We start from the raw sequence: 22,077 nt of genomic DNA, 5'->3' as shown, positions 1-22,077 counted from the left end.
TCCACGCCCATTGCCCCGATATCAGCCGTGCTGGTACACAGTGACCAGTTTGCGCAGCGCATCGCGCGCTTCAAGTACTTTGTCTGCCGCCTTGGCAGCGCTTTCTGCAGTCAGGCCTAGCCGCTCCAACAGAGCGGGCGGTATTGGCATTTCAGACCCGCTACCTATTCCTCTTTCGCTCAGTAGCGCCAGGCTAAGATAGGCCAGGTTGGCATACAGGTGCAAATTGCCCTGATAGTCCGGATCGTGTTGGTAGCGGATGGCGGTGGATATCTCGGCAGGCATATCCCAGTAACGCATCAGCCAACTGCCGATCTGGTCACGCGTCACGCCCAGCAGATGCTGGTCCACGAGATGCGGTGGAACATGCGGGTTGGCTTCGACATGCCGGCAAATCATCTTGAAGTGGGGCGGGAAGATATACGCCAGCACCAGATAACCGAAGTTATGCAGCAACCCTGCGAGATAGTTCAGACCCATTTCGGGACGTTTCGCAACGGGCATGGCCCGAGCAAGGCCATCAATCACAGCAGCGGTGTAAATCGCCTGTTCCCAATAGGGTGTGGTGCGTTCGGCTGAGTCTCTTGGTAGCGTGAAGGTCTTGCCCAGCGCAAGGCCCACCGCCAGGTTGATAACCAGGTCGAAACCCAGCACCCGGCTGATGGCGTCCTCCACCGAGCGGATTTTGCCGGGCGCGGCATAGAACGGCGACGATGCCCAGCTGACGACCTGCGCAGCCAGGCTCGGATCGGTTTCCACCACGTCGGCAAGCTCTTCGATGCTGGCGTCCGGGTTGACGCGCAGCTTCATGACCTTCTGCGCGGACTGCGGCAGCGGCGGAATTTCTATGGTTTCTTCCAGACGCTGACGCATGCGCAGGGCAGTGAAGTTGCGCACGGCATTACTAAGGTCCTGTTGGTCCTGCTCGGGGTCATCGGGCAAGCTGGCCAGGCTGCTCAGTGGCACGGAAAAACGGCCTGAGCTGGCCTTCGCCATCAGCACACGGGCGTCGGCCTGATCGAGTTCCAGGCACCAGCCTTGCAGGCCGCTATCCATCCACACCACAGGCTCATCTCCGAGGCTCTGCTCGAAGATCGCCGGTGAGTTGAACAGCATTGGCAGACCCGGCAGTTGACTCAGCTGGTGCTGGGTCAGCAGTCGCTGCAGGCGCTGATCACGCAATGGCTCAAGCTCGCGTCCGAGCAGTTCACCGACACGTTTAAGGTCGAGCAGATGATCGCGCGGGAATAGCGCCAGCACGCTCCCATCGCTGTCGGACAACAGGCAGGCCTGCACGCGGCGTGGGGTGACCTCTGTCTGCCCTGCCTGGCGTAACCGGTAACGTATTCCCTGTTGTTGCAGCTGCTTTTCAATCAGATCGGGCAGGCTGATGCCGTCGGTTTCAGTGGCCGAATGGGTATTCATGAATTGTCCTTTTTGCCGGTACCGCCCAGGGAGGCTTTGCGCTGATGGTAGCACGCAGGAACCGGTCGTGCTGTCGGGCCCAGGGTCTGTTGCAACAGATCCTGGGCCTTGACGCGACTAATTAGGGGTACCCATCAGACCTGGGCGAACTGTTGGCCGTGGGCGAGCCAACGATCAACCAGCGGCTGGACCTGCTGAGGGTGCTGGGTGGCGAGACTCTGCGCGGCACGTTGTACATGGGGTAGCAGGTCTGCGTCGCGGACCAGATCGGCAACGCGAAATTGCACCAGTCCGGTTTGTCGGGTGCCCAGCACTTCACCTGGCCCGCGCAGCTCAAGGTCCTTCTCGGCAATGACAAAGCCATCGGAGCTTTCGCGCATGATGCCAAGCCGTTCGCGACCCAGCGCCGACAGCGGGGCGTGGTAAAGCAATACGCAATGGCTTGCCGTACTGCCGCGCCCGACCCGTCCACGCAATTGATGCAACTGTGCTAGTCCCAGACGCTCGGGATTCTCGATAATCATCAGGCTGGCATTGGGCACATCTACCCCGACCTCGATCACCGTAGTGGCGACCAGCAGATGCAGATCGCCGCCCTTGAACGCAGCCATGATGTCGGCTTTTTCCGCCGCTTTCATACGACCATGGATCAAGCCGATCGACAGCTCCGGCAGGCTTTCGCAGAGCTCCGCCCAGGTTACCTCGGCGGCCTGGGCCTGCAACTGTTCGGACTCCTCGATCAGCGTGCACACCCAGTAGGCCTGGCGTCCCTGGGCGCAACCGGCACGCACACGCTCGACCACTTCTTCGCGGCGCGTGTCAGCGACCAGTACGGTGTTGATGGGTGTCCGCCCCGGCGGCAGTTCGTCAAGGACTGAGGTGTCCAGATCGGCATAAGCGCTCATCGCCAGGGTGCGGGGAATGGGCGTGGCGGTCATGATCAGCTGATGCGGAGAGAAGCGCCCCGCCGCGCCCTTGTCGCGCAACGCCAGCCGTTGCTGCACACCGAAGCGGTGCTGTTCGTCAATAATCGCCAGCCCCAGATTGTTGAAGCGCACTTCGGGCTGGAACAGCGCGTGGGTGCCCACCACCATGGCTGCATCACCTGTTGCGATAAGTTGAAGCTGATTAGCCCGCGCCTTGCCTTTGAGTTTCCCGGCCATCCATGCCACGGAAATGCCCAGCGGCGTAAACCAGCGCTGGAAATTGATGAAGTGCTGCTCGGCCAGAATCTCCGTAGGCGCCATGAGCGCGACCTGCCAGCCAGCTTCCAGGGCGTGCAGTGCAGCCAGAGCAGCGACCACCGTCTTGCCGGCGCCGACATCGCCCTGAACCAGTCGCAACATTGGTCGTGGCTGCTGCAGGTCGGCGATGACCTCACCGGAAACTCGCTGTTGTGCGCCGGTCAAGGGGAAGCCAAGCAGTCGCAGATAGTCCTGGGCCAACGCACCGCTGGCATGCATCGCTGGCGCCGCGCGCGAGCGGATTTCGGCGCGCAGACGCAGCATTACCAGCTGGTGTGCCATCAACTCTTCAAACGCCAGGCGATGTTGAGCCCAATGCCGCCCTTCCTCCAGGGCTTCCAGGTCGATATCCGGCGGCGGACGGTGCAGAGTGTGAATCGCCTCGCGCAACGGGGCGAGCCGATACTGCTGGCTGAACTCGACGGGCAGCAGATCAACCAGGCTGTTGCCCTGGTCCAGCCACTGCAAAGCGGCCTCACTGAGATTGCGTAACCGCTGCTGTGACAAGCCTTCGGTTGCCGGGTAGATAGGCGTCAGGGTCTGTTCGACGGGCGCGGACTGAGCGCTGTCGAGGCTGGACATTTCTGGATGATAGATTTCCAGCCCTGACGCGCCGGGGCGCACTTCGCCATAGCAGCGCCAGTGGCTGCCACGTTGCAGGTTGCTCTTCAACGCACCTGAGAAGTAGTAGAATCGCAGACTGATGGTGCCGCTGCCGTCCTGCAGCCGAACCAGCAAACTCTTGCGCCGCCCCATGACGACATCCGCACCGGCTACCACGCCTTCTATAACCGCATCCATGCCCGGGCGAAGCGCGCCGATCGGCGTTACGCGGGTGCGATCCTGATACCGCAGCGGCAGGTGAAAGAGTATGTCCTGAACACTTTTCAGTCCGAGCCGCTCGAGCTTCTCGGCTACCGCCGGCCCGATCCCCTTGAGGACGGTGAGCGAGGTACGTTCCGGCGCCGAGAGCATTGGTTACTCGGCGTCCCTGGTCACTGGCTTGACCGAGCACAGGCGAATCGAGTCGCTCAGCAGTTCCACTGCCTTGGGTCGCGGGAAACTGGCGCGCCAGGCCACCGCAACCGTGCGGTAGGGTGCAGGCGTGGTGAAGTTCTTGGTGACCAGCAGGTCGGAGCTGTAGTAGCGGTCATCGGCGGCGGACATCGGCAGCACCGTCATGCCGATGCCCGAGGCGACCATGTGCCGGATGGTTTCCAGCGAGCTGGATTCCACCGTGGTGTGGCGATGCTGTTCTTCACCCTTGCGGATGGTCGGACAAGCCTCGAGCACCTGGTCGCGGAAACAATGGCCTTCACCCAGTAGCAGCAGCTTGTCATCATCGAGCTCATGGAGATCGACCTTGTCGCGCTTGGCCCAGGGGTGCGAGGCGGGCACCAGTAAGCTGAATGGCTCGTCGTAGAGTGGCCGGGTCAACACATCCGGCTCACTGAAGGGCAGGGCGACGATGATCGCATCCAGCTCGCCGTTGCGCAGTTTGTCACGCAGGATGTGGGTGAAATTTTCCTCGATATACAGCGGCATTTCCGGTGCAACGCGATGCAGCTGCGGCACCAGATGCGGGAACAGGTAGGGCCCGATGGTATAGATCGCGCCGACCTTCAGTGGCGTGGAAATCTGATTCTTTCCTGCACTGGCCAACTCGCGAATGGTCAGCGCCTCCTCGAGCACCTTTTGTGCCTGGGAGACGATGCGCTCACCGATGGGCGTTACCCGTACCGCGCTCTTGCTGCGTTCGAAAATCATCACGCCTAGCTCGTCTTCAAGCTTTTTGACGCCTACGCTCAGGGTAGGCTGCGAAACATGGCACCGTTCAGCCGCGTGGCCGAAATGCTGTTCCTGGGCAAGGGTCACGATGTAGCGCAGCTCGGTAAGAGTCATGGCGGTATACTGGGCCTCAATAGATAGACCGGCCCAGCATAACGGGTTGATCGATAGAGGAAAACAATCAGAATGAAACAGGTGGTTATAGCGGGTTGTGGTGATGTGGGTACGGCTCTGGGTGAGCGTTTGAGCGCGCGGGGCTGGAAGGTATTCGGGTTACGGCGTAACACCTCGAATCTGCCCGACAACATCGAGCCCATCGCGGCCGATCTTACTCAGCCCGACAAGCCGGACGGCTGGCCGGACAAGATCGATTACCTGGTGTATTGCCCGGCAGCCGGCAAGCGTGACCCTGAGCTTTACCGCAAACTGTACGTTGAGGGCCTGGAGCATGTGCTGGCCTGGGCCCGCTCCGGGCGCAAAAAGCCACAATTTCTTCTGCAGGTGTCAAGCACCGGGGTATACGGTCAGTCAGACGGGGAGTGGGTGACGGAGAACAGTCCGGCGCTGGCCGAATCGCCTACCTCACGGATTCTTGTCGAAGCCGAGGACGTTGCCCTGCGCGGTGGTATCCCCTCCGCCGTGGTGCGCCTGGCCGGTATCTACGGCCCGGGTCGCAACCGCTTGATCGAACAGGTGCGCGCTGGGCTGTGTGTGCCGGTCGAACCACCGCAGTACACCAACCGCATACATAGGGATGACGCTGCAGCGCTGCTGGAGCACTTGCTGCAACAGGCCGAGCAGGATGAACTGCTGGCGCCCTGTTACCTGGGCGTGGATGACGAACCCGCGCCGATGCACGAAGTGGCTGCCTGGTTGGCCGAGCAGCTTGGCGTGCAATTACTTGACGAAGGCCCGACCAGTGGGCGGACCGGAAGCAAGCGCTGCAGCAATGCGCTGGCGCGTGAAAGTGGTTGGGAGCCGCAGTATCCGAGTTATCGCGAAGGCTATGCCCGGATGTTGAAGGACGCATAGCACAGCATTGAGCGATCCGGGATTCGAGTTGTCTTACTAAGGGTCTGAAAGCTTCAACCCACCAGGAGTCAACTATGAACAAGACCGCATCAGCGCATTGGGAAGGTAGTCTCAAGGAAGGTAAAGGCACTCTGTCCACCGAGAGCGGTGCCCTCGAATACAGTCCTTACGGATTCAACACGCGATTCGAAGACGGGCCGGGAACCAACCCGGAGGAGCTGATTGGCGCCGCCCATGCAGGATGCTTTTCCATGGCCTTTTCCATGCTTCTGGGCGAAGCAGGGTTTACCCCCGAAAAAATCGCCACCAATGCCTCGGTGACATTGGAGAAGCTCGAAGAAGGCTATGCCATTACCGCGGTTCGCCTTGATCTTCAGGCGCGGATCCCCGGTATTGAACAGGCGCAATTCGAGGAAATAGCCGAGAAGGCCAAAGCGGGCTGCCCGGTTTCCAAAGTGCTCAACGCTGAAATCACGCTGGAAAAAAGCCTCGACGATTGAGGCTGTATGCCGGAACGAAAAGAGGCGCCCCCAGGCGCCTCGATTCGTTCAGCTGCATGTCCGGCTGGATCTTCAGCCGACGACCATGATGCCATCCATTTCCACCGGCACGCCCTTGGGTAGCGCGGCGACGCCGATCGCTGCGCGCGCAGGATAGGGCTTCTGAAAGTAACGGGACATGACTTCATTGACCAGGCCGAAGTGGCTCAGGTCAGTCAGGAAGATGTTCAGCTTGACAATATCCTGCAGCTTGCCGCCGGAGGCTTCAGCAACAGCTGTCAGATTGTCGAAGACCTGGCAGATTTGCTGTTCCATGCCTTCAACCACTTCCATAGTGGCTGGGTCGAGCGGGATCTGGCCTGACAGATAGACGGTGTTGCCTACCTTGATGGCCTGGGAGTAGGGACCAATAGCCGCAGGGGCATTGTCACTGGTGATGACTTGCTTGTTCATGAGTGCTCCAGAATTCAGTTTTTCATTCGGGTAATGCGCAGGACGCCGCTTTGTGCGCGGATGCGCTTGATAAGTTGTGACAGGTGCAGGCGATCGCGGACCCGGATGACCAGTTGCACTACGCTGGTTCGGCCGTCGCGCTCGTCGACGCTGATCTTGTCGATGCTCGCGTCAGCCATGGCAATGCCGGTGGCAAGCTGGGCGATAATGCCGCGTTGATGTTCCAGCTCGACGCGCAGTTCGACGGTAAATTCGCCGGTGACGTCCTTGTCCCAGGTGAGATGCAGAATCTTTTCATCGCTGTGGCGGTTGTCTGCCAGATTCCGACAGTTGGCCTGGTGAATCACCATACCCTTGCCGGATGACAAAAAGCCGACGATCGGATCGCCGGGGATCGGGTTGCAGCAACGCGCGAAACTGACGACCAAGCCTTCGGTACCGCGTATGGCCAGTGGCAACTCGCTGATATTCGACGTTTCCTGGGATTCAGCAGCTGCATTTTCCACACTGGAGGTAGCTTCGCTGGCAATCAGCCGGCGGGCGACAACATAGGCCATCCGGTTGCCCAGACCTATATCGGCCAAGAGGTCGTCCAGAGTCGGCATGCGCGAATCCTTCAGCACCTGGGCGATCCTGGCCTCGGAGATATCTTCGAGTCTGGTATTGAAGCTGGCCAGGACCTTGTCGAGCAACCGCTCACCCAGCACGATGGATTCGGAATGCCGCTGATGCTTGAGGAAGTGCCGGATATTGCCACGCGCCTTGCCGGTAATTACAAAACTCAGCCAGGCGGGGTTGGGGCGTGCACCCGCTGCGGTAATGATCTCTACCGTCTGCCCGCTCTGCAGCGGTTCGGACAGCGGTGCCAGCCGGCGGTTGACCCGGCAGGCGATACAGCTATTGCCCACATCGGTATGCACGGCGTAGGCGAAATCAACCGGCGTCGCGCCCTTGGGCAATTCCATGATCCGGCCCTTGGGCGTGAAGATATAGACCTCATCGGGGAACAGGTCGATTTTGACGTTCTCGATGAATTCCAGCGAATTACCGGCGCGTTGTTGCAGCTCGAGTACGCCCTTGAGCCACTGACGGGTACGGGCGTGGTTGCCGTTGATCACTTCATCGTTGGACTTGTAGACCCAGTGCGCAGCGATCCCATTGTTGGCGAGCTCTTCCATTTCCTCGGTACGGATCTGGATTTCAATCGGTACGCCATGCAGACCGAACAGGGTGGTGTGCAAGGACTGATAGCCATTGGATTTGGGAATCGCAATGTAATCCTTGAAACGGCCCGGGAACGGCTTGTACAGACTGTGCACGGCGCCCAGTACGCGATAACAGGTGTCCGGTTTGTCGACGATGATCCGGAAGGCATAGACGTCCATGATCTCGTTGAACGCTTTGCGCTTGCCGCGCATCTTCTGGTAGATGCCGTACAGATGCTTCTCGCGGCCCATTACCTTGCCGGGCAAACCTTCTCGCTCAAGACATTCCTGCAGGGTACCGAGGATCTTGCCCAGCAGCTCCTTGCGGTGGCCGCGTGCGCTGCGCACAGCGCGGTCAATCATCCGCGAGCGCATCGGATGCATGGCCTTGAAGCCCAGATCTTCAAACTCGGTACTGAGGCTGTGCATGCCCAGGCGATTGGCGATCGGCGCGTAGATCTCCAGCGTTTCCTTGGCGATCCGCCGGCGCTTCTCTCCGGACAGGGCGCCCAGGGTGCGCATGTTGTGCAAGCGATCGGCAAGCTTGACCAGAATCACGCGGATATCGCGCGCCATGGCCAGGGCCATCTTCTGGAAATTTTCCGCCTGGGCCTCGGCCTTGGTCTCGAAGGTCATCTGGGTCAGCTTGCTGACCCCGTCGACCAGTTCGGCCACGGTGTCGCCGAACTGGCTGACCAGTGCATCCTTGGGGATGCCGGTATCTTCGATAACGTCGTGCAGCATGGCTGCCATGAGACTCTGATGGTCCATGTGCATGCTGGCGAGAATATGGGCTACGGCTAGCGGGTGGGTGACGTACGGCTCGCCACTGCGGCGGGTCTGGCCGTCATGGGCCTGCTCGGCATAGAAATAGGCGCGCCGGACCAGGTTGACCTGGTCCGGCTCAAGATAGCTTCCGAGTGATTCTGCAAAGACTTCTATACCGGACATGTATATCTCCTGCACCCGGCCGAGCGGGCACGAACGTCAGAAATGCATGTCCTTCGCAAGGGCGTTACTCCGCCAAATCGGATTCCAGCGAGTACAGCGGTTCCTGCTGATCCTGAATCGCTTCCTGGGCAAGAATTTCATAGGTGACCAGGCCTTCAGCGATTTCACGCAGCGCGAGCACTGTGGGCTTGTCGTTTTCCAGCGGAACCTTGGGCTCCTTGCCGCCAGTGGCAATCTGGCGTGAACGCTTGGTAGCCAGCATGACCAGCTCAAAACGGTTCTCTACATTTTCAAGGCAGTCTTCAACGGTAACGCGGGCCATGTGTACTCCGGAGCAACTAAAAAAGAAACGGACGCGTACCGAACAGGGACGCGGGACCTGACAGTCTACTTAACTGCTGGTGCTTCTGACAAGAGCGCAGCGAGCAGGCCGGAATGCCGGGTCTGCTGGAATGGCAGGCTGAGACGGCCAGATCGCAGGATGGCCTTCAGATCGTCGAGTGCATCCTGGAAACGATCATTGATGACGACATAGTCATATTCCACATAATGGCTCATTTCCTCAACAGCCTGCTGCATGCGGCGGTCGATCACGCTTTCTTCATCCTGCTGCCGGTTGTTCAGGCGCTCACGCAGATCTTGCAGCGAGGGGGGGACGATGAATATCGAGCGCGCCTGGGGCAACTTGCGACGCACCTGCTGCGCGCCTTGCCAGTCAATCTCCAGAATCAGATCAAATCCCGCCGACAGCGTGTTTTCCACCGTACTTTGCGACGTGCCGTACAGATTGCCAAACACTTCCGCGTGCTCGAGAAAATCAGCGTGTTCCACGCGCTCGATGAACTGTTCCCGGCTGACAAAATGATAATTCACCCCATCCACCTCACCGGGGCGCGGTGCGCGTGTGGTGTGCGAAACAGAAACGCGCAGGCTGTCTATCTGATCGATCAGCGACTTTACCAGGCTGGTCTTGCCCGCGCCGGATGGAGCGGAAATGATGTAAAGGGTGCCTGTGGCTGGGGTCATTTGCGTGTCCTGCGTGTACGGCGGAGCGAATTGGCCTGTGATTATAGGATTATTCGCTAGCCCCGTCATGACGGTTTTCCTTGCCGGTCAGGCTGCATCACGCGGCCGTACCCTCGGCGTAACGGGTTCAGGGGGGAGACGAGGCGAATTGTTCTGCAAGATAATCGATCATTACCCGGACTTTGGCCGGAGGCCGGCGATCGGGCGGGAAAAGCACATGGATCCCGCCAAGCTCGATGACTGGCTGATCCAGCTCCAGGGCAATCAGCTCGCCGCGAGCCAGTGCCTCACCGACGATGAAATGCGGCTGGTAGATGATTCCCTGCCCGCCGACAGCGGCTGCCAATAGAGCATCGCCATTGTTAGCTAGCAGGTTGCCGGTGATGGGCACCCGTATTTCGCCCTTGCTGCCGAACGCCCAGGATTGGCTGCCTTGCATTGCTGACAGGGTGTAACTCAGGCAATTGTGCTGGGCCAATTCTGCAACGCGGCGCGGTGCGCCCCTTTGCGCCAGATACACTGGCGCAGCGCAGAGCAGCATGGCGCTGTCGCCAAGCTTTCGTGCTTGTAGCGGGCTGTCGGCGAGACGACCAATCCGCACGGCAAGATCCCAGCCGCCGGTAATCAGATCCAGCTGAGCATCGCTCAGGCCCAGTTCAACGGTCACTTCGGGATGCCGGCGGCTGAATTCAGGAATCAACGGAGCGACGAAGCGTGCACCAAAGGACAGCGGGACATTCAGGCGAAGCAGACCGCTTGCCCTGGTGCGTAGTGAAGCGGCTTCGGCTTCGGCTTCTTCTATATCGGGCAGAATGCGCTGGCAGGCATCCAGATAATTACTGCCTGCTTCGGTGAGGCTGAGCCGCCGCGTGCTGCGGTGGAAGAGTTTGACGCCGAGTCGCGCTTCCAACGCATCGACATGTTTGGTCGCCATGGCGGGGGACATGCTCAGATGGCGCGCCGCTGCTGACAGGCTACCTGCGCTGGCGGCTCGCACGAAAACCCGCATACCGGTAATCCGATCCAGCATTTCATTTCCTACTATGAGTGATAACTGTTAGCGCATTTTAGCTAGTTCTCTACCTATGGTTGACACCTCATACTCGATCCAGACTTTTTATGAGGACTTTGACATGAACGACAATGGCGACGCTGCAACTGCTAAAACCGGGCCGATGCCCGTGTTCTTTATTCCCCATGGAGCGGGCCCGTGTTTCTTCATGGATTGGAGTCCGACGGACACCTGGGTACGGATGGAGGCCTTTCTCAAGGGTGTGGCTGATACCTTGCCGGCGCGTCCAAAAGCCATTTTGTTGATCTCAGCCCATTGGCTGGAGCCTGCGTTCAGCCTCACCGGTAATCCCCGCCCGCCACTGATTTTCGATTACTACGGCTTCCCACAACATACCTATGAACTGACCTATCCGGCCCCGGGTAGTCCGGAACTGGCCGAGCGGGTAGCGCAACTGCTTCATGAGGATGGTGCTGACGCTCAGCTGGACCGCGAGCGCGGTTTTGATCATGGCGTGTTCATTCCCTTGAAATTGATGTTTCCCCGCGCCGATATTCCGGTTGTGCAGTTATCGCTTCGCCGTGATTTTGATCCGGCAGCCCATCTGGAAGTCGGTCGGTCTTTGGCGGCCTTGCGCGATGAGGGCGTGCTGATTGTTGGCAGTGGCATGAGCTTTCACAACATGCCGGGCTATGGGGATCCGCGCTTCGCGGCGATCTCGGCCGAGTTCGACGACTGGCTGAGCGCGGCGGTGGAAAGCCAGCCGGACCAACGTGACAGCCTGCTCGCAGCCTGGACGCAGGCGCCCAATGCCCGCTTGTGTCATCCGCCAGGCGGCGAAGAGCATTTGCTTCCGTTGCTTGTGGCGGCGGGCGCGGCGTCGGGCTCGAGGGGTATCAAGGTGTATTCCGAGCAAGTCATGCAAACCAGTATTTCCGCCTATCGGTTCGGTTAGTTGGCCGAACGTTGCAGAATTTTCCCGTTACAGCAGGAGCAGTAGATGTCTATCGACACAAAAGAACGGTACGGCAGGGTCACCCGTGTATTCCATTGGCTGATGGCGTTGCTTATCGGCTGGCGATTATTGAAGTTTTTCGACCGTATCGCTGAAGGTGAGCACTGGATCGGTGAGACGCTGGTGCCATGGCACATCTCGATCGGGGTTCTGCTGTTTGTGCTGATTGCGCTGCGCATCATCTGGGCGTTAACGCAGCGCAACAACAGGCCCGAGCAGGATCCGAAGACTGCGATGCTGGTCAAGGGCGGACACTTTCTGCTGTATGCGGCCATGCTGTTGATGCCACTGACAGGCGTTATGGTAATGCTGGGTAATGGATATGGATTGACGGCTTTCGGCGTGCAGCTGGCAGCCAAAGGCGATGAAATCCCCTGGGCCGCTGCAGTGGGCAGTCTGCATTCCCCGCTGGCCTGGTTCCTGCTGGTCATGGTGGTGGGCCATATCGGCATGGCGCTCTTGCACCACTTCATCAAGCGTGACGGTGTGCTGCAGCGAATGGTATAGGCACTGAGCCCCGGGATGCTCCGGGGTCAGATCATTTAGGGTTTTGCCCGGCGCCCTGAGCTGACAGGTGCTCGGGTGAGGCATCTTCAAAACGCGATACCTGGCGCAGGGACCTGAACGCCAGCGCCCAGCCACCCACCACGCCGAGGGTACAGAACCCGCCGAGCAACGCGGCCGGTACTGCGCCGACCCAGGCGGCGCTGGTCCCGGCGCGGAATACGCCCAGCTCGTTGGACGAGCTGATAAACAGCATGTTTACCGCGTTCACCCGCCCACGCATGTTATCCGGCGTCGAAAACTGGATCAGCGCGGAGCGTATGTACATGCTGACCATATCGGCTGCACCAGCCACCAGAAGCGCAGCGAAGGACAACCAGAACAGTGTCGACAGTGCGAACACGATATTGGCCACACCAAATATCGCCACCGCGATGAACATGATGATGCCGACATGGTTGTTGAAGGGTCTGGCGCTGAGATAGATCCCCACCAGTATTTCCCCTATGGCCATGGCGCTGCGCAACAGGCCCAGCCCTTCGGCGCCGACATGCAGCACGTCGCTGGCATAGATCGGCAGCAGCGCCACCACACCGCCCAGCAACACCGCAAACAGGTCCAGCGAAATGGTTCCGAGCACGATCGGGCGCGAGCGGATGAACCGGATCCCGGCGGTAAAGCGCTGCCAGCCGGTGGTGTCCTGAGCGGCCGGGCGCTGGTCGGCATATCGCACCGGGACGCGGGTCAGTAGCAGCAGGCCGCCGGCAAAGCAGGCCAGGCACACCGAGTAGGTCAGTACGCCTCCGTCTATCGCATAAAGCACACCGCCGAGTACCGGGCCGAGTATGGTTGCGGTGCGCATGATCATGCTGTTGGTGGCAATCGCCTGGGCAAGGTGATCGCGCGGCACGATCTGTGGCAGCAGGCTGGTCAGCGCCGGTCCGATGAAGGCCCGGGCACAGCCATACAGCACCAAAGCGGCATAGAACCAGTACGCATCTTCAGCTTCATGCATGGAGAGCCACAACAGCACGCCGCTGCACAATGCCGCGCCGGTCCAGCTCAGTGCCAGTACCCGCTTGCGGTTGTAGCGGTCGATCAGATCGCCGGCTGGCATCAGCAAAACCAGCATCGGAATGAATTGCGCCAGCCCCACGTAGGCCAGAGAAAGGGGCTCGCCGGTTATCTCATAGACCTGCCAGGCGACCACGACCGCCTGGATCTGCATGGCGAACACGGCGATCAATCGGGCAATCACGAAGGCGATAAAGCCTGGCTGACGGTAGACGTTGGGGCGGCCCGTGGGCGTGTGAATCCGGGACAAGGAAGGCTCTCTTCGACAGTGCGAGACGGCTTGGCTGGTGCGGCAAGCTGAGCACTATAAAGCCAATCGCGCGTGCCGTCAGGGACACTATTGGCGTATCGCTGGTCAATAGGTGGGAATACCTGCAGCGTGTCGACCAGATTCTGGCGGAGAGAACGAATGATATCGAAGTGGCAATGGATACTGAGTCAGATTGGCCGCATGCTGTGGGTTCGGGCTTCGTTGTTCGCGCTGCTGGGCATTGGCTCTGCGTTGCTCGCCACCGCTGCGGACCAGTTCTGGCCAGGTGAGGCGCCGATCGACATTGCCGCCGAAGCGATAAGCGATATCCTCAACATCCTGGCCTCCAGCATGCTCGCGGTCACCACCTTCTCCCTCACCGTGATGGTATCCGCCTACGGCACGGCAACATCCAACATTACGCCACGCGCGACCCGCCTGCTGATGCAGGACACCACGACGCACAATGTGTTGGGCACCTTCCTGGGCTCATTCCTGTTCAGCCTGGTCGGCATTATCGCGCTGCATACCGAGATCTACGGTGAGCGTGGCAGGATGATCCTGTTTGCCTTCACCCTGCTGGTCATCATTATCATCGCTGCGACCATGCTGCGGTGGATCGAACATCTCACGCATTTTGGCCGCATGGGGGATACCACCGCCCGGGTCGAAGCGGTAGTCCGCAAGGCGCTGACCACGCGGATTGATAACCCGGCCATTGGTGCTCAGGCACTTTACGACCCGGTAAACGAGATCCCGCAATCCGCGCTGCCGGTTTATCCGGGCTCGACGGGTTATATAGGTCATATTGATATCGGGGAGCTCTCTACATGGGCACAGGAGAATCACGCTCATGTGTATCTGGTGAGCACCACTGGCTCATTCGTTAATCCGCTTGAGCCGATGGTCTGGGTAGACTGCCAGGCGGGTGAATTGCCCGACAGTATTTGCGAAGCCTTCACCATCGGCTCTGAACGATCCTTCGATCAGGACCCGCGGTTTGGTCTGGTGGTGATGGCGGAGATCGCCTCGCGAGCCCTCTCACCCGGGATCAACGATCCAGGCACCGCGATAGACGTGCTTGGGCGCGTGGTACGGCTGTTCTCGCACTGGAACGACGACCCGGAAATCGGACCCATGGGGACGATGGCACACGCGCGGGTACACGTACCGCCGATGCAGTTGGATGATCTGTTCGACGACATATTCACACCGATAGCGCGTGACGGGGCAGCGCTGATCGAAGTACAGGTGCGCCTGCAAAAATCGCTGAGAGCGCTCGCCGACCGTGGCGGGCTATTCGCCGCGAGTGCTGCAAAATATTCAGTCCTGGCGCTCAAGCGCGCCGAGCTGGCGATGAATATGGAGGAGGACAAGGAGCGCTTGCGTAAGCTCTCGGACCAGGTGGTCAAGATGGCGAGCGCGGGGCAGGCTGGCTCGCGACGCTGACAGGGATGCCTTCTGACGTCAGGTCGCGCGGGCTATTTTTCGTTTTGACAGACGACCTCGCCACTCCAGTACAAGGATGGTCAGTGCCGGCAGAAAAGTGACCGTTACTACCGCCGCACCGAACAACCCGAACAGCACGATGGCCCCAACGCCCCGATAAAGCTCTGTGCCTTCACCCGGCAAAAATACCAGTGGGGAAAGGCCGCACAGGGTGGTGAGCGTGGTCATGGCAATGGGTCGCAGGCGCGTCTGCACCGCGGCCACGACAGCATCCACCACGGACACGCCAGGTTGCTGCAGGTTCTGCCGGGCCTGATCCACTACCAGGATCGGGTTGTTGACCACTGTGCCCATCAATATCAGGAATCCGAGCATGGTAATCATGTCGAAGGGTTGCCTCAGCGGCTCAAGCCCTGCCAAGGGTAGAAGCCCTCCGACAAGGTTCATCAGGGCAAGGCCGACGATGCCGCCGGCAACACCCAGGGGTATGGCAGTCAGGATCAGCAGTGGGAAGCCCCAGTGGGCAAAGATAGCCACCAGCATCAGGTAGACGATGACAATGGCGATCAGGAAGTTGCCAGTCAATGCGTCTCGCGTGGCGTTAAGCTGGTCGCTGGCACCGGAGATATCGACATTTACCGAAGCGGGCAGCTCGCCGCTGGTTCGCATGGCTTCCAGCAACTCTGTTCTGACCCGTTCCACCCCTGCTTCGAGAGGAACGTTCGCTGGCGGAATGATGTTCAGCGTTACGGTGCGTCGGCCATCCACTCGCCTGACTGTGCTGGTGTCGACGGTTTCCTCGATATCAGCCAGGCTTGCCAGGGGCAGGGCCTGACCGCTTGCGGTATAAATTTGCACGTCGGCCAGCTGGTCCAGCTGGGGATCACGGCCTTGATTACCGTAGAGATAGATGTCGATTTTCTCGTCATCCAGAAAAAAATCGTCCACATAGGCGCCCTCCGTCGCAGCGGCGACCGTGAAGCCAATTGCGTCAGCATCGAGACCGAGTTCTGCCGCACGATCCCAGTGGGGGCGGATCTGGATGAGTGGCTGGGCCAGCCTCAATGTCGACGGCTGGCTCTGGATTCTGGGGTTGTCAAAGATTTCACCCGCACGCTGGTAGGCTGCGTTCGCCGCCTGATACACCGGTCCCAGTTCTCCGCCGGAAATGTCCAGATTGATGCTTCGAGTGCCGCCGTCGTTACTGGAGATAATCGATCCCTTGGTGGCAAACGCACGCATGCCGGGGAACTGTCGGTAAAACCGGGTGAGTTCGTCCATGAGCGCTGTGATATGGCGGGGATCGAGTGTTTCGGCAATCACCCGTACCTGCGCGGTCGTCACCTGCATGTTCAGATAGGCCAATGGGGGCACCTTCGTTTCACCCGCTGCATAGGCGTCTCCGTCCGCGTTCACATGGGGCAGGAAATAGTCTTCGACCTGCTGAGCGATGCTCTGCATTTCATCGAGGTTATAGCCAGGCGGGGCGGTCATGGCTGCGAACGTCTTGGGCTCTTCTCCCTCTGGCAAATATTCTGCTGGCGGGGTCAGCATCAGAATGATCCATATGCTCGCGGCGACGGTTATTGCAATCACCGTTAGACGACGCACAGAGCTGGCAACCAACCAGCTCACACCGGACATGATGGTTTTGGTCCAGCGACTGCCGGTTTCGTTGCCGTATTGGTCGGTAGCGACCGTCGCACGCCCAAAGTCGAGCCGGGCACATAACGTGGGAATCACGGTTACCGCTACCAGCATTGAAGCCACGATCGCGGCTGAAATGGCGATCGCAACATCGGAATAGAGCTGACCTGCTTCTTCTTCGATAAACAGGATGGGCAGGAAAACCAGAACAGTCGTGGCGGTGGATGCCAGCACCGCAGGCCACACCTCCGTCACGCCGGTAATTGCGGATTGCAGGCGATCCAGGCCAAGACGCCGGTGCCGCTCGATGTTTTCGAGCACTACGATGCTGTTGTCCACGGTCATCCCGATGGCGAAGGCAATGCCTGCCAGGGAGATCACATTTACCGTACGGCCCGCCAGCAACAAGCCAATGAAGGCTGCTATCGCACACAAGGGTATGCCGATCACACCGGCAAAGGTCGCTGGCGCGGAGCGTAGAAACATGTACATCACCAGCGTGGCGAAGATCGCGCCGATGCCCAGGTTGGTCCACACATTTGCCACTGACGCCTCGACGTAACGGGCATCATCCGAGGTCAGCTCCAGCTGCATTCCGGCCGGTTCCAGCACCTCTCGGTTGATGGTCTCCACCGCGTCCAGCATGGCGCGCTTGATATCGATGACATTGGAGCCGCTCTCACGCCGCACCTGTAAGCCAATGCCCCGCTGACCATTGATAATGGACAGCTCGCGGATGCGGGAGCGGCCCTGACTTACCTCGGCGACATCACCCAGGCGAATCACGCTGTCGCCCCGACGGGCAATCACCAGATCTTCCAGCGCTTTCACATCATCAAAGCGACCCACAGTTCGCAGCAGATACCGGCGCTTGCCGGCATCGATCTCGCCTCCCGAGGTATCCCGGTTGCGCGCAGCAATCGCCTGTCGCACATCCGTCAGGCCCAAGCCGCGTTGAGCCAGCGCAGCTTCCGCGACGGTTATCTGAATCTGCCGGTCCGCGCCGCCACCGACAGTGACCTCGGACACCCCGGACACACTTTCCATGCGTGGGCGCACCCGATCTTCAATAAAGTCGCGCATCAATTCGATATCCAGCTCCCGGGGATTACCCTCCAGGGTGGATACGCGAAAATACATGAAGGCATTGGCAGAGAAGGACGCAGCGACAATGCGCGGTTCGTCGACGTTATTGGGATAGCTGGACACCTGGCTCAGCGCATTGTTGATCTGGATCAGCGTCTCGGTAATGTCTACGCCGAAGGGGAACTCCAACTCGATCTCTGATGAGCCGCTGGAGGCGGTGGCGGTCATGCGGCTCAGATTCGGCACGTTACGCAGGAAGCGTTCCTGCTCGATCAGAATTTCCTTTTCAATATCCTGAGGCGTCGCTCCGGCCCAGCTCGTCTCGACGGTAACCGTGCGCACCTCGACGTCGGGAATCATCTGGACGGGAATTCGAAGCGCCGCAGCGGCGCCCAGAATCGCCATTATCAATGCGATGACAGCAACCAGTGTGCCGTGTCTGATGATTCCGGCAAACATCAGTTGCTTTCGCCCCTGCCGCTGGCAAGGCTCACCTGGATGCCTTCACTCAGAGACTCGTTGCCGTGGGTAACGACTCGCTCGCCGCCCTGCAATCCATGCGTGACCTCGATCTGGCCCTCGAACGCGGTGCCCAGCTCAACACGTTTCTCCGTCACGGTGAATACGCCAGACTCCTCATGCGGCTCTGCCAGCCAGACAGTAACCCGGCCTTCCGGGTAACGGTTGACGGCATCCCTGGGCACGGTCAGCCCCTGTTTTCCGGTAGACAGGCGCAGAGTCGCCTGTACCGCCATTCCTGGCAAAAGCTTCACTGCTGTCGGAGCCCTGGCGCGTAGAAGAAAGGTGCGAGCAACCGAATCGGTCACGGGCACCAGGGTTTCGATTGTTGCCTTCAGGCTCTCGCCCTGATGCTCTATCTGCAGACGGGTGCGTTCATTAATGCGGGCGTAATGCGCCTGGGGGACCTGGAAATCCAGCCGCAGATTCTTGATATCCACCAGACGCAGCAGTTCATCGCCGGGCGTCACCCATTCCCCGAGATCGCGGAGACGTTGACTGACCACGCCGTCAAAAGGCGCCTCGATCCGGTGTCGTTGAAGGCTCACCTGGCGTGAGCGGCTTTCTGCTTCAAGCCGTTTCAGGGTCGCTGCTGCCGAAGCGGCGACGCTTTCCCGGGCACTGATCTCAGTGGCGGCAATGTTCCGGCCCGCGCCCACCGACTGGGCCTCCGTCATGCGGCGGCGCGCCTCGATCAGGGCGACCCGGCTTTCTTCTGCTGCGGCCGCGGCCTGCTCCAGCTGCAGAGCGGCCTGTTCGTCGTCGAGCCGCATCAGCAGGTCCCCGGCGGCGACACGGGTACCTGGCTCTACGGAAACCTGATCGAGCAAGCCGGCGACTGAGGTGGACAGGCCTGAAGATCGCATGGGGTTTACGGTGCCATTGAGCGGCACCTCGGCGACGATGTCCGTCGTGCTGACCTTCGCCACCCGAACCTCCGGACGGTTCTGTGCCAGCGCGCTGAAGCACGCGCTGGACAAGAGAAGCGCCAGGAAAAGACGCCCCGCTACCGATAACTGACTCAACATCCACTCTCCCCTGGCGGGTACTCAATCTGTTCAAAATCTGTATAAAACGAATACTAGGGGAATACCCGCCTCGATAATACGCGAGATCTTCTTCGCCAAATAATCGGGCCGCAGGTGCTCGGCCGCTCTACGCTCCGGGGAGCGAGACTCCCGGAAACGGATCTCAACCGGCTCAGGTCAGACCGATATCGATGGGCTTTGTGCATGAGCGGTGAGCACGACAAGCTGACAGGTCGTTGAGCCGAACAAGTCATATTCGGCTCATATATCAATGAGAGGGGTCGCTAGCCAGAAGCTCATCGCAAACTGCGTTTTGACTGATATGCCAAAAGGGCTGCTCGCTCTACCCGGTAGCAGATGTAATGCGACCCTGTGATCGGGTGACCGATTGCCAGCAGTTGCTGTCGGTGGTTCAGATCAGCTGAATAAATTGATAACGATGCCTCAGCATCATTCAATATTCTGCACCTGCTCGCGCATCTGCTCGATGTACACCTTCAGATCCACCGCGGCCTGGGTGCTGCGGCTGTCGATGGCCTTGGAGCCGAGGGTGTTGGCTTCGCGGTTGAATTCCTGCATCAGAAAGTCCAGCCGGCGACCCATGGCAGCATTGCCCGAGAGTACGCGGCGGGTTTCGTTTACATGGGTGTCCAGGCGGTCGAGCTCCTCGGCAACGTCGATTTTCTGCGCTAACAACACGAGTTCCTGCTCAACGCGGGTATTGTCCAGATCCAGGCTGGCTTCGGCGAAGCGTTCAACCAGCTTCTGGCGGTGGGCGGCGAGCATCTCGGGCATCATTCCGCGCAATATCGCAACCCGGTCGATGATCGCGGTCAGGCGTGCTTCAAGCATGATTTTCAGCTCTGCGCCTTCCCGCGCCCGTTGTGCGCGCAGCTCGGCCAGCGCCTGGTCGAACAGGTCGCGGGCCTGCTTCAACAGTGTCGGCTGATCATGCTCGGCGCTTTCCATTACGCCAGGCCAGGCCAGTACTTCCAGCGGGTTGACCGGGGCAGGGTTGTCCAGCTTGTTGCTGATCTGGCGTGTCGCTTCGATCAGCTGCTCAACCAGCGGCTGGTTGAGCGTCAGTCCGCGGCTGTCATCTGCAACAGGGTGAAAACGCAGTGTGCATTCGACCTTGCCACGGGCCAGGGTTTTGCGCAGCTGTTCGCGCAGCGGGCCTTCCAGTTCACGCAGCGACTCGGGCAGCCGCAGACTGATTTCCAGGTAGCGATGATTTACCGAACGCATTTCCCAGGACAGATTTCCCTGTTTGCTGTTGAGCTCGCAGCGCGAGAAAGCAGTCATGCTGTAAACCATCGTTGGCCTCTTCGTCCGTTGAGTTGCATTGCAGTCGACTCGATTGTAACCCCTGGTCCGCAGCGGGAGTACCGGCGCTGTCATGCCAACCTCGCGGTCCGTATAATCCATCGCACATTTAATGCTGTACAAGGATTCGAATCATGAAACGACCCAGCGGCCGCGAAGCCGATCAGATGCGTCAGGTAACCCTGACCCGCCAATACACCAAGCACGCCGAGGGCTCGGTACTGGTCGAGTTCGGCGACACCAAGGTGATCTGTACGGCCAGTGTTGAATCCGGTGTGCCGCGATTCCTGCGCGGCTCGGGACAGGGTTGGATTACCGCAGAGTACGGCATGTTGCCGCGTGCGACCGGCGAGCGGATGCAACGTGAAGCGAGCAAGGGCAAGCAGGGCGGTCGTACGCTGGAAATCCAGCGGCTGATCGGTCGTTCGCTGCGCGCGGCGGTCGATCTGCACAGCCTGGGCGAAAACACCATCTACTTCGATTGCGATGTTATCCAGGCCGATGGCGGCACCCGGACAGCCTCGATCACCGGTGCCTGCGTGGCGCTGGTCGACGCATTGCGAGTGATGAAGCAACGCGGTGCCATCAAGAAAATGCCAACAGTCCAGATGATCGCTGCCATCTCGGTGGGGATATACAAGGGCGAGCCGGTTCTGGACCTCGATTACCTGGAAGACTCCTCGGCCGATACCGACCTGAACGTGGTGATGACCGACAAGGGCGGATTTATTGAAGTGCAGGGTACGGCCGAAGCCGCGCCGTTCAGCCCGGAAGATCTCAACGCCATGCTGGCGCTGGCTAAAAAGGGTGTTGATGAGCTGTTCAGCCTGCAGTTGGCTGCATTGCAGGACTGATCGATTGTAACGAGCCGTCGTCTCAGCCCTGGCACCTTCTGTCGAGGCGTCAGGGATCGGATGTTCCATTATGGGATCCACGTCGCTGTGGGTATGACACCCGTTCAGTCCGTTCAAGCTCGATGCTATGCTGGCGCTGCCAGGCCAGGCACAGACGATGTGTTCGCAATTCCGGTGGCGCTACGCCAGTAGCCCGCCCGACAGGGACTGTCTCCAGTGGCCGGCATTATCAAAAAAACGGACAGGAGCGTCGCCACATGATCGAAGATCCGCAACATCCCCTCGAAACAACACCCGGGCCTGAAGCGCGCAAGTGGGCTTTGATTGCCCACCTTTCAGGCTTCCTTGGCTGCATCATCCCTTTTGGCAGTCTGGTTGGGCCGCTGCTGGTATGGCAGCTGAAAAAGGATCAGGCCCCGTTCATTGACGACCAGGCCAAGGAAGCGCTGAACTTCCAGATTACCGTCGCGCTGGCCGGTCTGCTGTGCATGTTGTTGATGGTCGTGGTAATTGGCTTCCTGTTGATCTGGGTGGTGATCATTGCTGCGGTTGTTTTGATGATCATTGCTGCGATCAAGGCAAATGAAGGCCAGGCTTATCGCTATCCCTTCTGCTGGCGGGTTATCAAGTAGTTGGTGAGCTTCAAGTCGCCGGTCGCGGCTTGAAGCTTCTATCAATGTGGGCAGCGG

Annotated in this window: 19 protein-coding genes; 7 read left to right on the top strand and 12 right to left on the bottom strand. The window is 59.6% G+C overall.

Translation table 11 applies throughout. The annotated features are described in order from the left end of the window. Positions 1 to 21 precede the first annotated feature (21 nt). From G3M63_RS03780 to G3M63_RS03770, 3 genes are all read right to left on the bottom strand, one after another. On the bottom strand, positions 22 to 1,425 hold the full coding sequence (locus G3M63_RS03780) for an aminoacyl-tRNA deacylase and HDOD domain-containing protein (protein WP_150299808.1): 1,404 nt from the start codon (positions 1,423 to 1,425) through the stop codon (positions 22 to 24). Positions 1,426 to 1,559: 134 nt separating this feature from the next. After that, complete coding sequence (gene recG, locus G3M63_RS03775; protein ID WP_163981905.1) at positions 1,560 to 3,644, bottom strand: ATP-dependent DNA helicase RecG; 2,085 nt, start codon at positions 3,642 to 3,644, stop codon at positions 1,560 to 1,562. A 3-nt stretch (positions 3,645 to 3,647) separates the two neighbouring features. After that, positions 3,648 to 4,571 (bottom strand): hydrogen peroxide-inducible genes activator, encoded by a 924-nt coding sequence (locus G3M63_RS03770; protein WP_150299806.1) that lies wholly within the window; start codon positions 4,569 to 4,571, stop codon positions 3,648 to 3,650. A 72-nt stretch (positions 4,572 to 4,643) separates the two neighbouring features. On the opposite strand from G3M63_RS03770, the gene G3M63_RS03765 reads away from it, so the two are divergent. Together G3M63_RS03765 and G3M63_RS03760 are read left to right on the top strand one after the other, a co-directional pair. Beyond that, positions 4,644 to 5,489 carry an SDR family oxidoreductase gene (locus G3M63_RS03765; RefSeq protein ID WP_150299805.1) on the top strand — a complete coding sequence of 282 codons (846 nt, stop codon included), beginning with the start codon at positions 4,644 to 4,646 and terminating at the stop codon, positions 5,487 to 5,489. A 74-nt stretch (positions 5,490 to 5,563) separates the two neighbouring features. Continuing rightward, positions 5,564 to 5,989, top strand: a complete 426-nt coding sequence (locus tag G3M63_RS03760; RefSeq protein WP_150299804.1) for an OsmC family protein — start codon at positions 5,564 to 5,566, stop codon at positions 5,987 to 5,989. A 72-nt stretch (positions 5,990 to 6,061) separates the two neighbouring features. On the opposite strand, the gene G3M63_RS03755 is transcribed toward G3M63_RS03760, so the two are convergent. The 5 genes from G3M63_RS03755 to G3M63_RS03735 all read right to left on the bottom strand — a co-directional run bounded on the left by G3M63_RS03755 (position 6,062) and on the right by G3M63_RS03735 (position 10,654). Next, positions 6,062 to 6,442 (bottom strand): RidA family protein, encoded by a 381-nt coding sequence (locus G3M63_RS03755; RefSeq protein ID WP_150299803.1) that lies wholly within the window; start codon positions 6,440 to 6,442, stop codon positions 6,062 to 6,064. 14 nt (positions 6,443 to 6,456) lie between these two features. Further along, positions 6,457 to 8,598, bottom strand: coding sequence for a bifunctional GTP diphosphokinase/guanosine-3',5'-bis pyrophosphate 3'-pyrophosphohydrolase (spoT, locus tag G3M63_RS03750; protein ID WP_163981904.1), 2,142 nt, complete (start codon positions 8,596 to 8,598; stop codon positions 6,457 to 6,459). A 64-nt stretch (positions 8,599 to 8,662) separates the two neighbouring features. After that, on the bottom strand, positions 8,663 to 8,920 hold the full coding sequence (rpoZ, locus tag G3M63_RS03745) for a DNA-directed RNA polymerase subunit omega (protein WP_150299801.1): 258 nt from the start codon (positions 8,918 to 8,920) through the stop codon (positions 8,663 to 8,665). A gap of 65 nt (positions 8,921 to 8,985) precedes the next feature. Continuing rightward, on the bottom strand, positions 8,986 to 9,624 hold the full coding sequence (gmk, locus tag G3M63_RS03740) for a guanylate kinase (RefSeq protein WP_150299800.1): 639 nt from the start codon (positions 9,622 to 9,624) through the stop codon (positions 8,986 to 8,988). A 127-nt stretch (positions 9,625 to 9,751) separates the two neighbouring features. Further along, positions 9,752 to 10,654 carry a LysR family transcriptional regulator gene (locus G3M63_RS03735; protein WP_150299799.1) on the bottom strand — a complete coding sequence of 301 codons (903 nt, stop codon included), beginning with the start codon at positions 10,652 to 10,654 and terminating at the stop codon, positions 9,752 to 9,754. A gap of 103 nt (positions 10,655 to 10,757) precedes the next feature. On the opposite strand from G3M63_RS03735, the gene G3M63_RS03730 reads away from it, so the two are divergent. Together G3M63_RS03730 and G3M63_RS03725 are read left to right on the top strand one after the other, a co-directional pair. Continuing rightward, the gene (locus tag G3M63_RS03730) at positions 10,758 to 11,591 is read left to right on the top strand and encodes a class III extradiol ring-cleavage dioxygenase (RefSeq protein WP_150299798.1); all 834 of its coding nucleotides are present in this window, start codon (positions 10,758 to 10,760) and stop codon (positions 11,589 to 11,591) included. A 45-nt stretch (positions 11,592 to 11,636) separates the two neighbouring features. Continuing rightward, positions 11,637 to 12,158: a cytochrome b gene (locus G3M63_RS03725; RefSeq protein ID WP_150299797.1), complete on the top strand. Its 522-nt coding sequence runs from the start codon at positions 11,637 to 11,639 to the stop codon at positions 12,156 to 12,158. 31 nt (positions 12,159 to 12,189) lie between these two features. Here G3M63_RS03725 and G3M63_RS03720 read toward each other — a convergent pair whose 3' ends face one another. Beyond that, positions 12,190 to 13,479, bottom strand: coding sequence for an MFS transporter (locus G3M63_RS03720; RefSeq protein WP_178100936.1), 1,290 nt, complete (start codon positions 13,477 to 13,479; stop codon positions 12,190 to 12,192). Positions 13,480 to 13,638: 159 nt separating this feature from the next. Between G3M63_RS03720 and G3M63_RS03715 the strand changes: the two genes are divergently transcribed. Further along, a complete protein-coding gene (locus tag G3M63_RS03715) occupies positions 13,639 to 14,928 on the top strand; it encodes a DUF2254 domain-containing protein (protein ID WP_178100934.1) in 1,290 nt (429 codons plus the stop codon). Positions 14,929 to 14,946: 18 nt separating this feature from the next. Here the strand turns inward: G3M63_RS03715 and G3M63_RS03710 are convergent, their stop codons facing one another. From G3M63_RS03710 to G3M63_RS03700, 3 genes are all read right to left on the bottom strand, one after another. After that, positions 14,947 to 18,120 carry an efflux RND transporter permease subunit gene (locus tag G3M63_RS03710; RefSeq protein ID WP_163981903.1) on the bottom strand — a complete coding sequence of 1,058 codons (3,174 nt, stop codon included), beginning with the start codon at positions 18,118 to 18,120 and terminating at the stop codon, positions 14,947 to 14,949. Then, entirely contained in the window at positions 18,120 to 19,208 is a 1,089-nt protein-coding gene (locus tag G3M63_RS03705; RefSeq protein ID WP_163981902.1) for an efflux RND transporter periplasmic adaptor subunit, read from the bottom strand. The genes G3M63_RS03710 and G3M63_RS03705 overlap by 1 nt, the downstream gene beginning before the upstream one ends. Before the next feature lie 450 nt (positions 19,209 to 19,658). Then, positions 19,659 to 20,525: a YicC/YloC family endoribonuclease gene (locus G3M63_RS03700; RefSeq protein WP_150299794.1), complete on the bottom strand. Its 867-nt coding sequence runs from the start codon at positions 20,523 to 20,525 to the stop codon at positions 19,659 to 19,661. Positions 20,526 to 20,668: 143 nt separating this feature from the next. On the opposite strand from G3M63_RS03700, the gene rph reads away from it, so the two are divergent. Together rph and G3M63_RS03690 are read left to right on the top strand one after the other, a co-directional pair. Continuing rightward, positions 20,669 to 21,388: a ribonuclease PH gene (gene rph / locus G3M63_RS03695; RefSeq protein WP_150299793.1), complete on the top strand. Its 720-nt coding sequence runs from the start codon at positions 20,669 to 20,671 to the stop codon at positions 21,386 to 21,388. 260 nt (positions 21,389 to 21,648) lie between these two features. Beyond that, positions 21,649 to 22,020, top strand: coding sequence for a DUF4870 domain-containing protein (locus tag G3M63_RS03690; protein WP_371923570.1), 372 nt, complete (start codon positions 21,649 to 21,651; stop codon positions 22,018 to 22,020). Positions 22,021 to 22,077 lie beyond the last annotated feature (57 nt).

Origin of the sequence: Pseudomonas sp. OIL-1, assembly GCF_010669185.1 — a bacterium.
Lineage (GTDB): Bacteria > Pseudomonadota > Gammaproteobacteria > Pseudomonadales > Pseudomonadaceae > Halopseudomonas > Halopseudomonas profundi.
This window is presented reverse-complemented; position numbering and strand designations above follow the sequence as displayed.

Bases quoted from the DNA above. Each gene is read 5' to 3' on its own strand.
- rpoZ (WP_150299801.1), bottom strand. From the start codon at position 8,920: ATGGCCCGCGTTACCGTTGAAGACTGCCTTGAAAATGTAGAGAACCGT.
- spoT (WP_163981904.1), bottom strand. From the start codon at position 8,598: ATGTCCGGTATAGAAGTCTTTGCAGAATCACTCGGAAGCTATCTTGAG.
- G3M63_RS03780 (WP_150299808.1), bottom strand. From the start codon at position 1,425: ATGAATACCCATTCGGCCACTGAAACCGACGGCATCAGCCTGCCCGAT.
- rph (WP_150299793.1), top strand. From the start codon at position 20,669: ATGAAACGACCCAGCGGCCGCGAAGCCGATCAGATGCGTCAGGTAACC.
- G3M63_RS03710 (WP_163981903.1), bottom strand. From the start codon at position 18,120: ATGTTTGCCGGAATCATCAGACACGGCACACTGGTTGCTGTCATCGCA.
- G3M63_RS03755 (WP_150299803.1), bottom strand. From the start codon at position 6,442: ATGAACAAGCAAGTCATCACCAGTGACAATGCCCCTGCGGCTATTGGT.
- G3M63_RS03725 (WP_150299797.1), top strand. From the start codon at position 11,637: ATGTCTATCGACACAAAAGAACGGTACGGCAGGGTCACCCGTGTATTC.
- G3M63_RS03730 (WP_150299798.1), top strand. From the start codon at position 10,758: ATGAACGACAATGGCGACGCTGCAACTGCTAAAACCGGGCCGATGCCC.
- G3M63_RS03715 (WP_178100934.1), top strand. From the start codon at position 13,639: ATGATATCGAAGTGGCAATGGATACTGAGTCAGATTGGCCGCATGCTG.
- G3M63_RS03760 (WP_150299804.1), top strand. From the start codon at position 5,564: ATGAACAAGACCGCATCAGCGCATTGGGAAGGTAGTCTCAAGGAAGGT.
- G3M63_RS03770 (WP_150299806.1), bottom strand. From the start codon at position 4,571: ATGACTCTTACCGAGCTGCGCTACATCGTGACCCTTGCCCAGGAACAG.
- G3M63_RS03735 (WP_150299799.1), bottom strand. From the start codon at position 10,654: ATGCTGGATCGGATTACCGGTATGCGGGTTTTCGTGCGAGCCGCCAGC.
- G3M63_RS03765 (WP_150299805.1), top strand. From the start codon at position 4,644: ATGAAACAGGTGGTTATAGCGGGTTGTGGTGATGTGGGTACGGCTCTG.
- G3M63_RS03700 (WP_150299794.1), bottom strand. From the start codon at position 20,525: ATGGTTTACAGCATGACTGCTTTCTCGCGCTGCGAGCTCAACAGCAAA.
- gmk (WP_150299800.1), bottom strand. From the start codon at position 9,624: ATGACCCCAGCCACAGGCACCCTTTACATCATTTCCGCTCCATCCGGC.
- G3M63_RS03705 (WP_163981902.1), bottom strand. From the start codon at position 19,208: ATGTTGAGTCAGTTATCGGTAGCGGGGCGTCTTTTCCTGGCGCTTCTC.
- recG (WP_163981905.1), bottom strand. From the start codon at position 3,644: ATGCTCTCGGCGCCGGAACGTACCTCGCTCACCGTCCTCAAGGGGATC.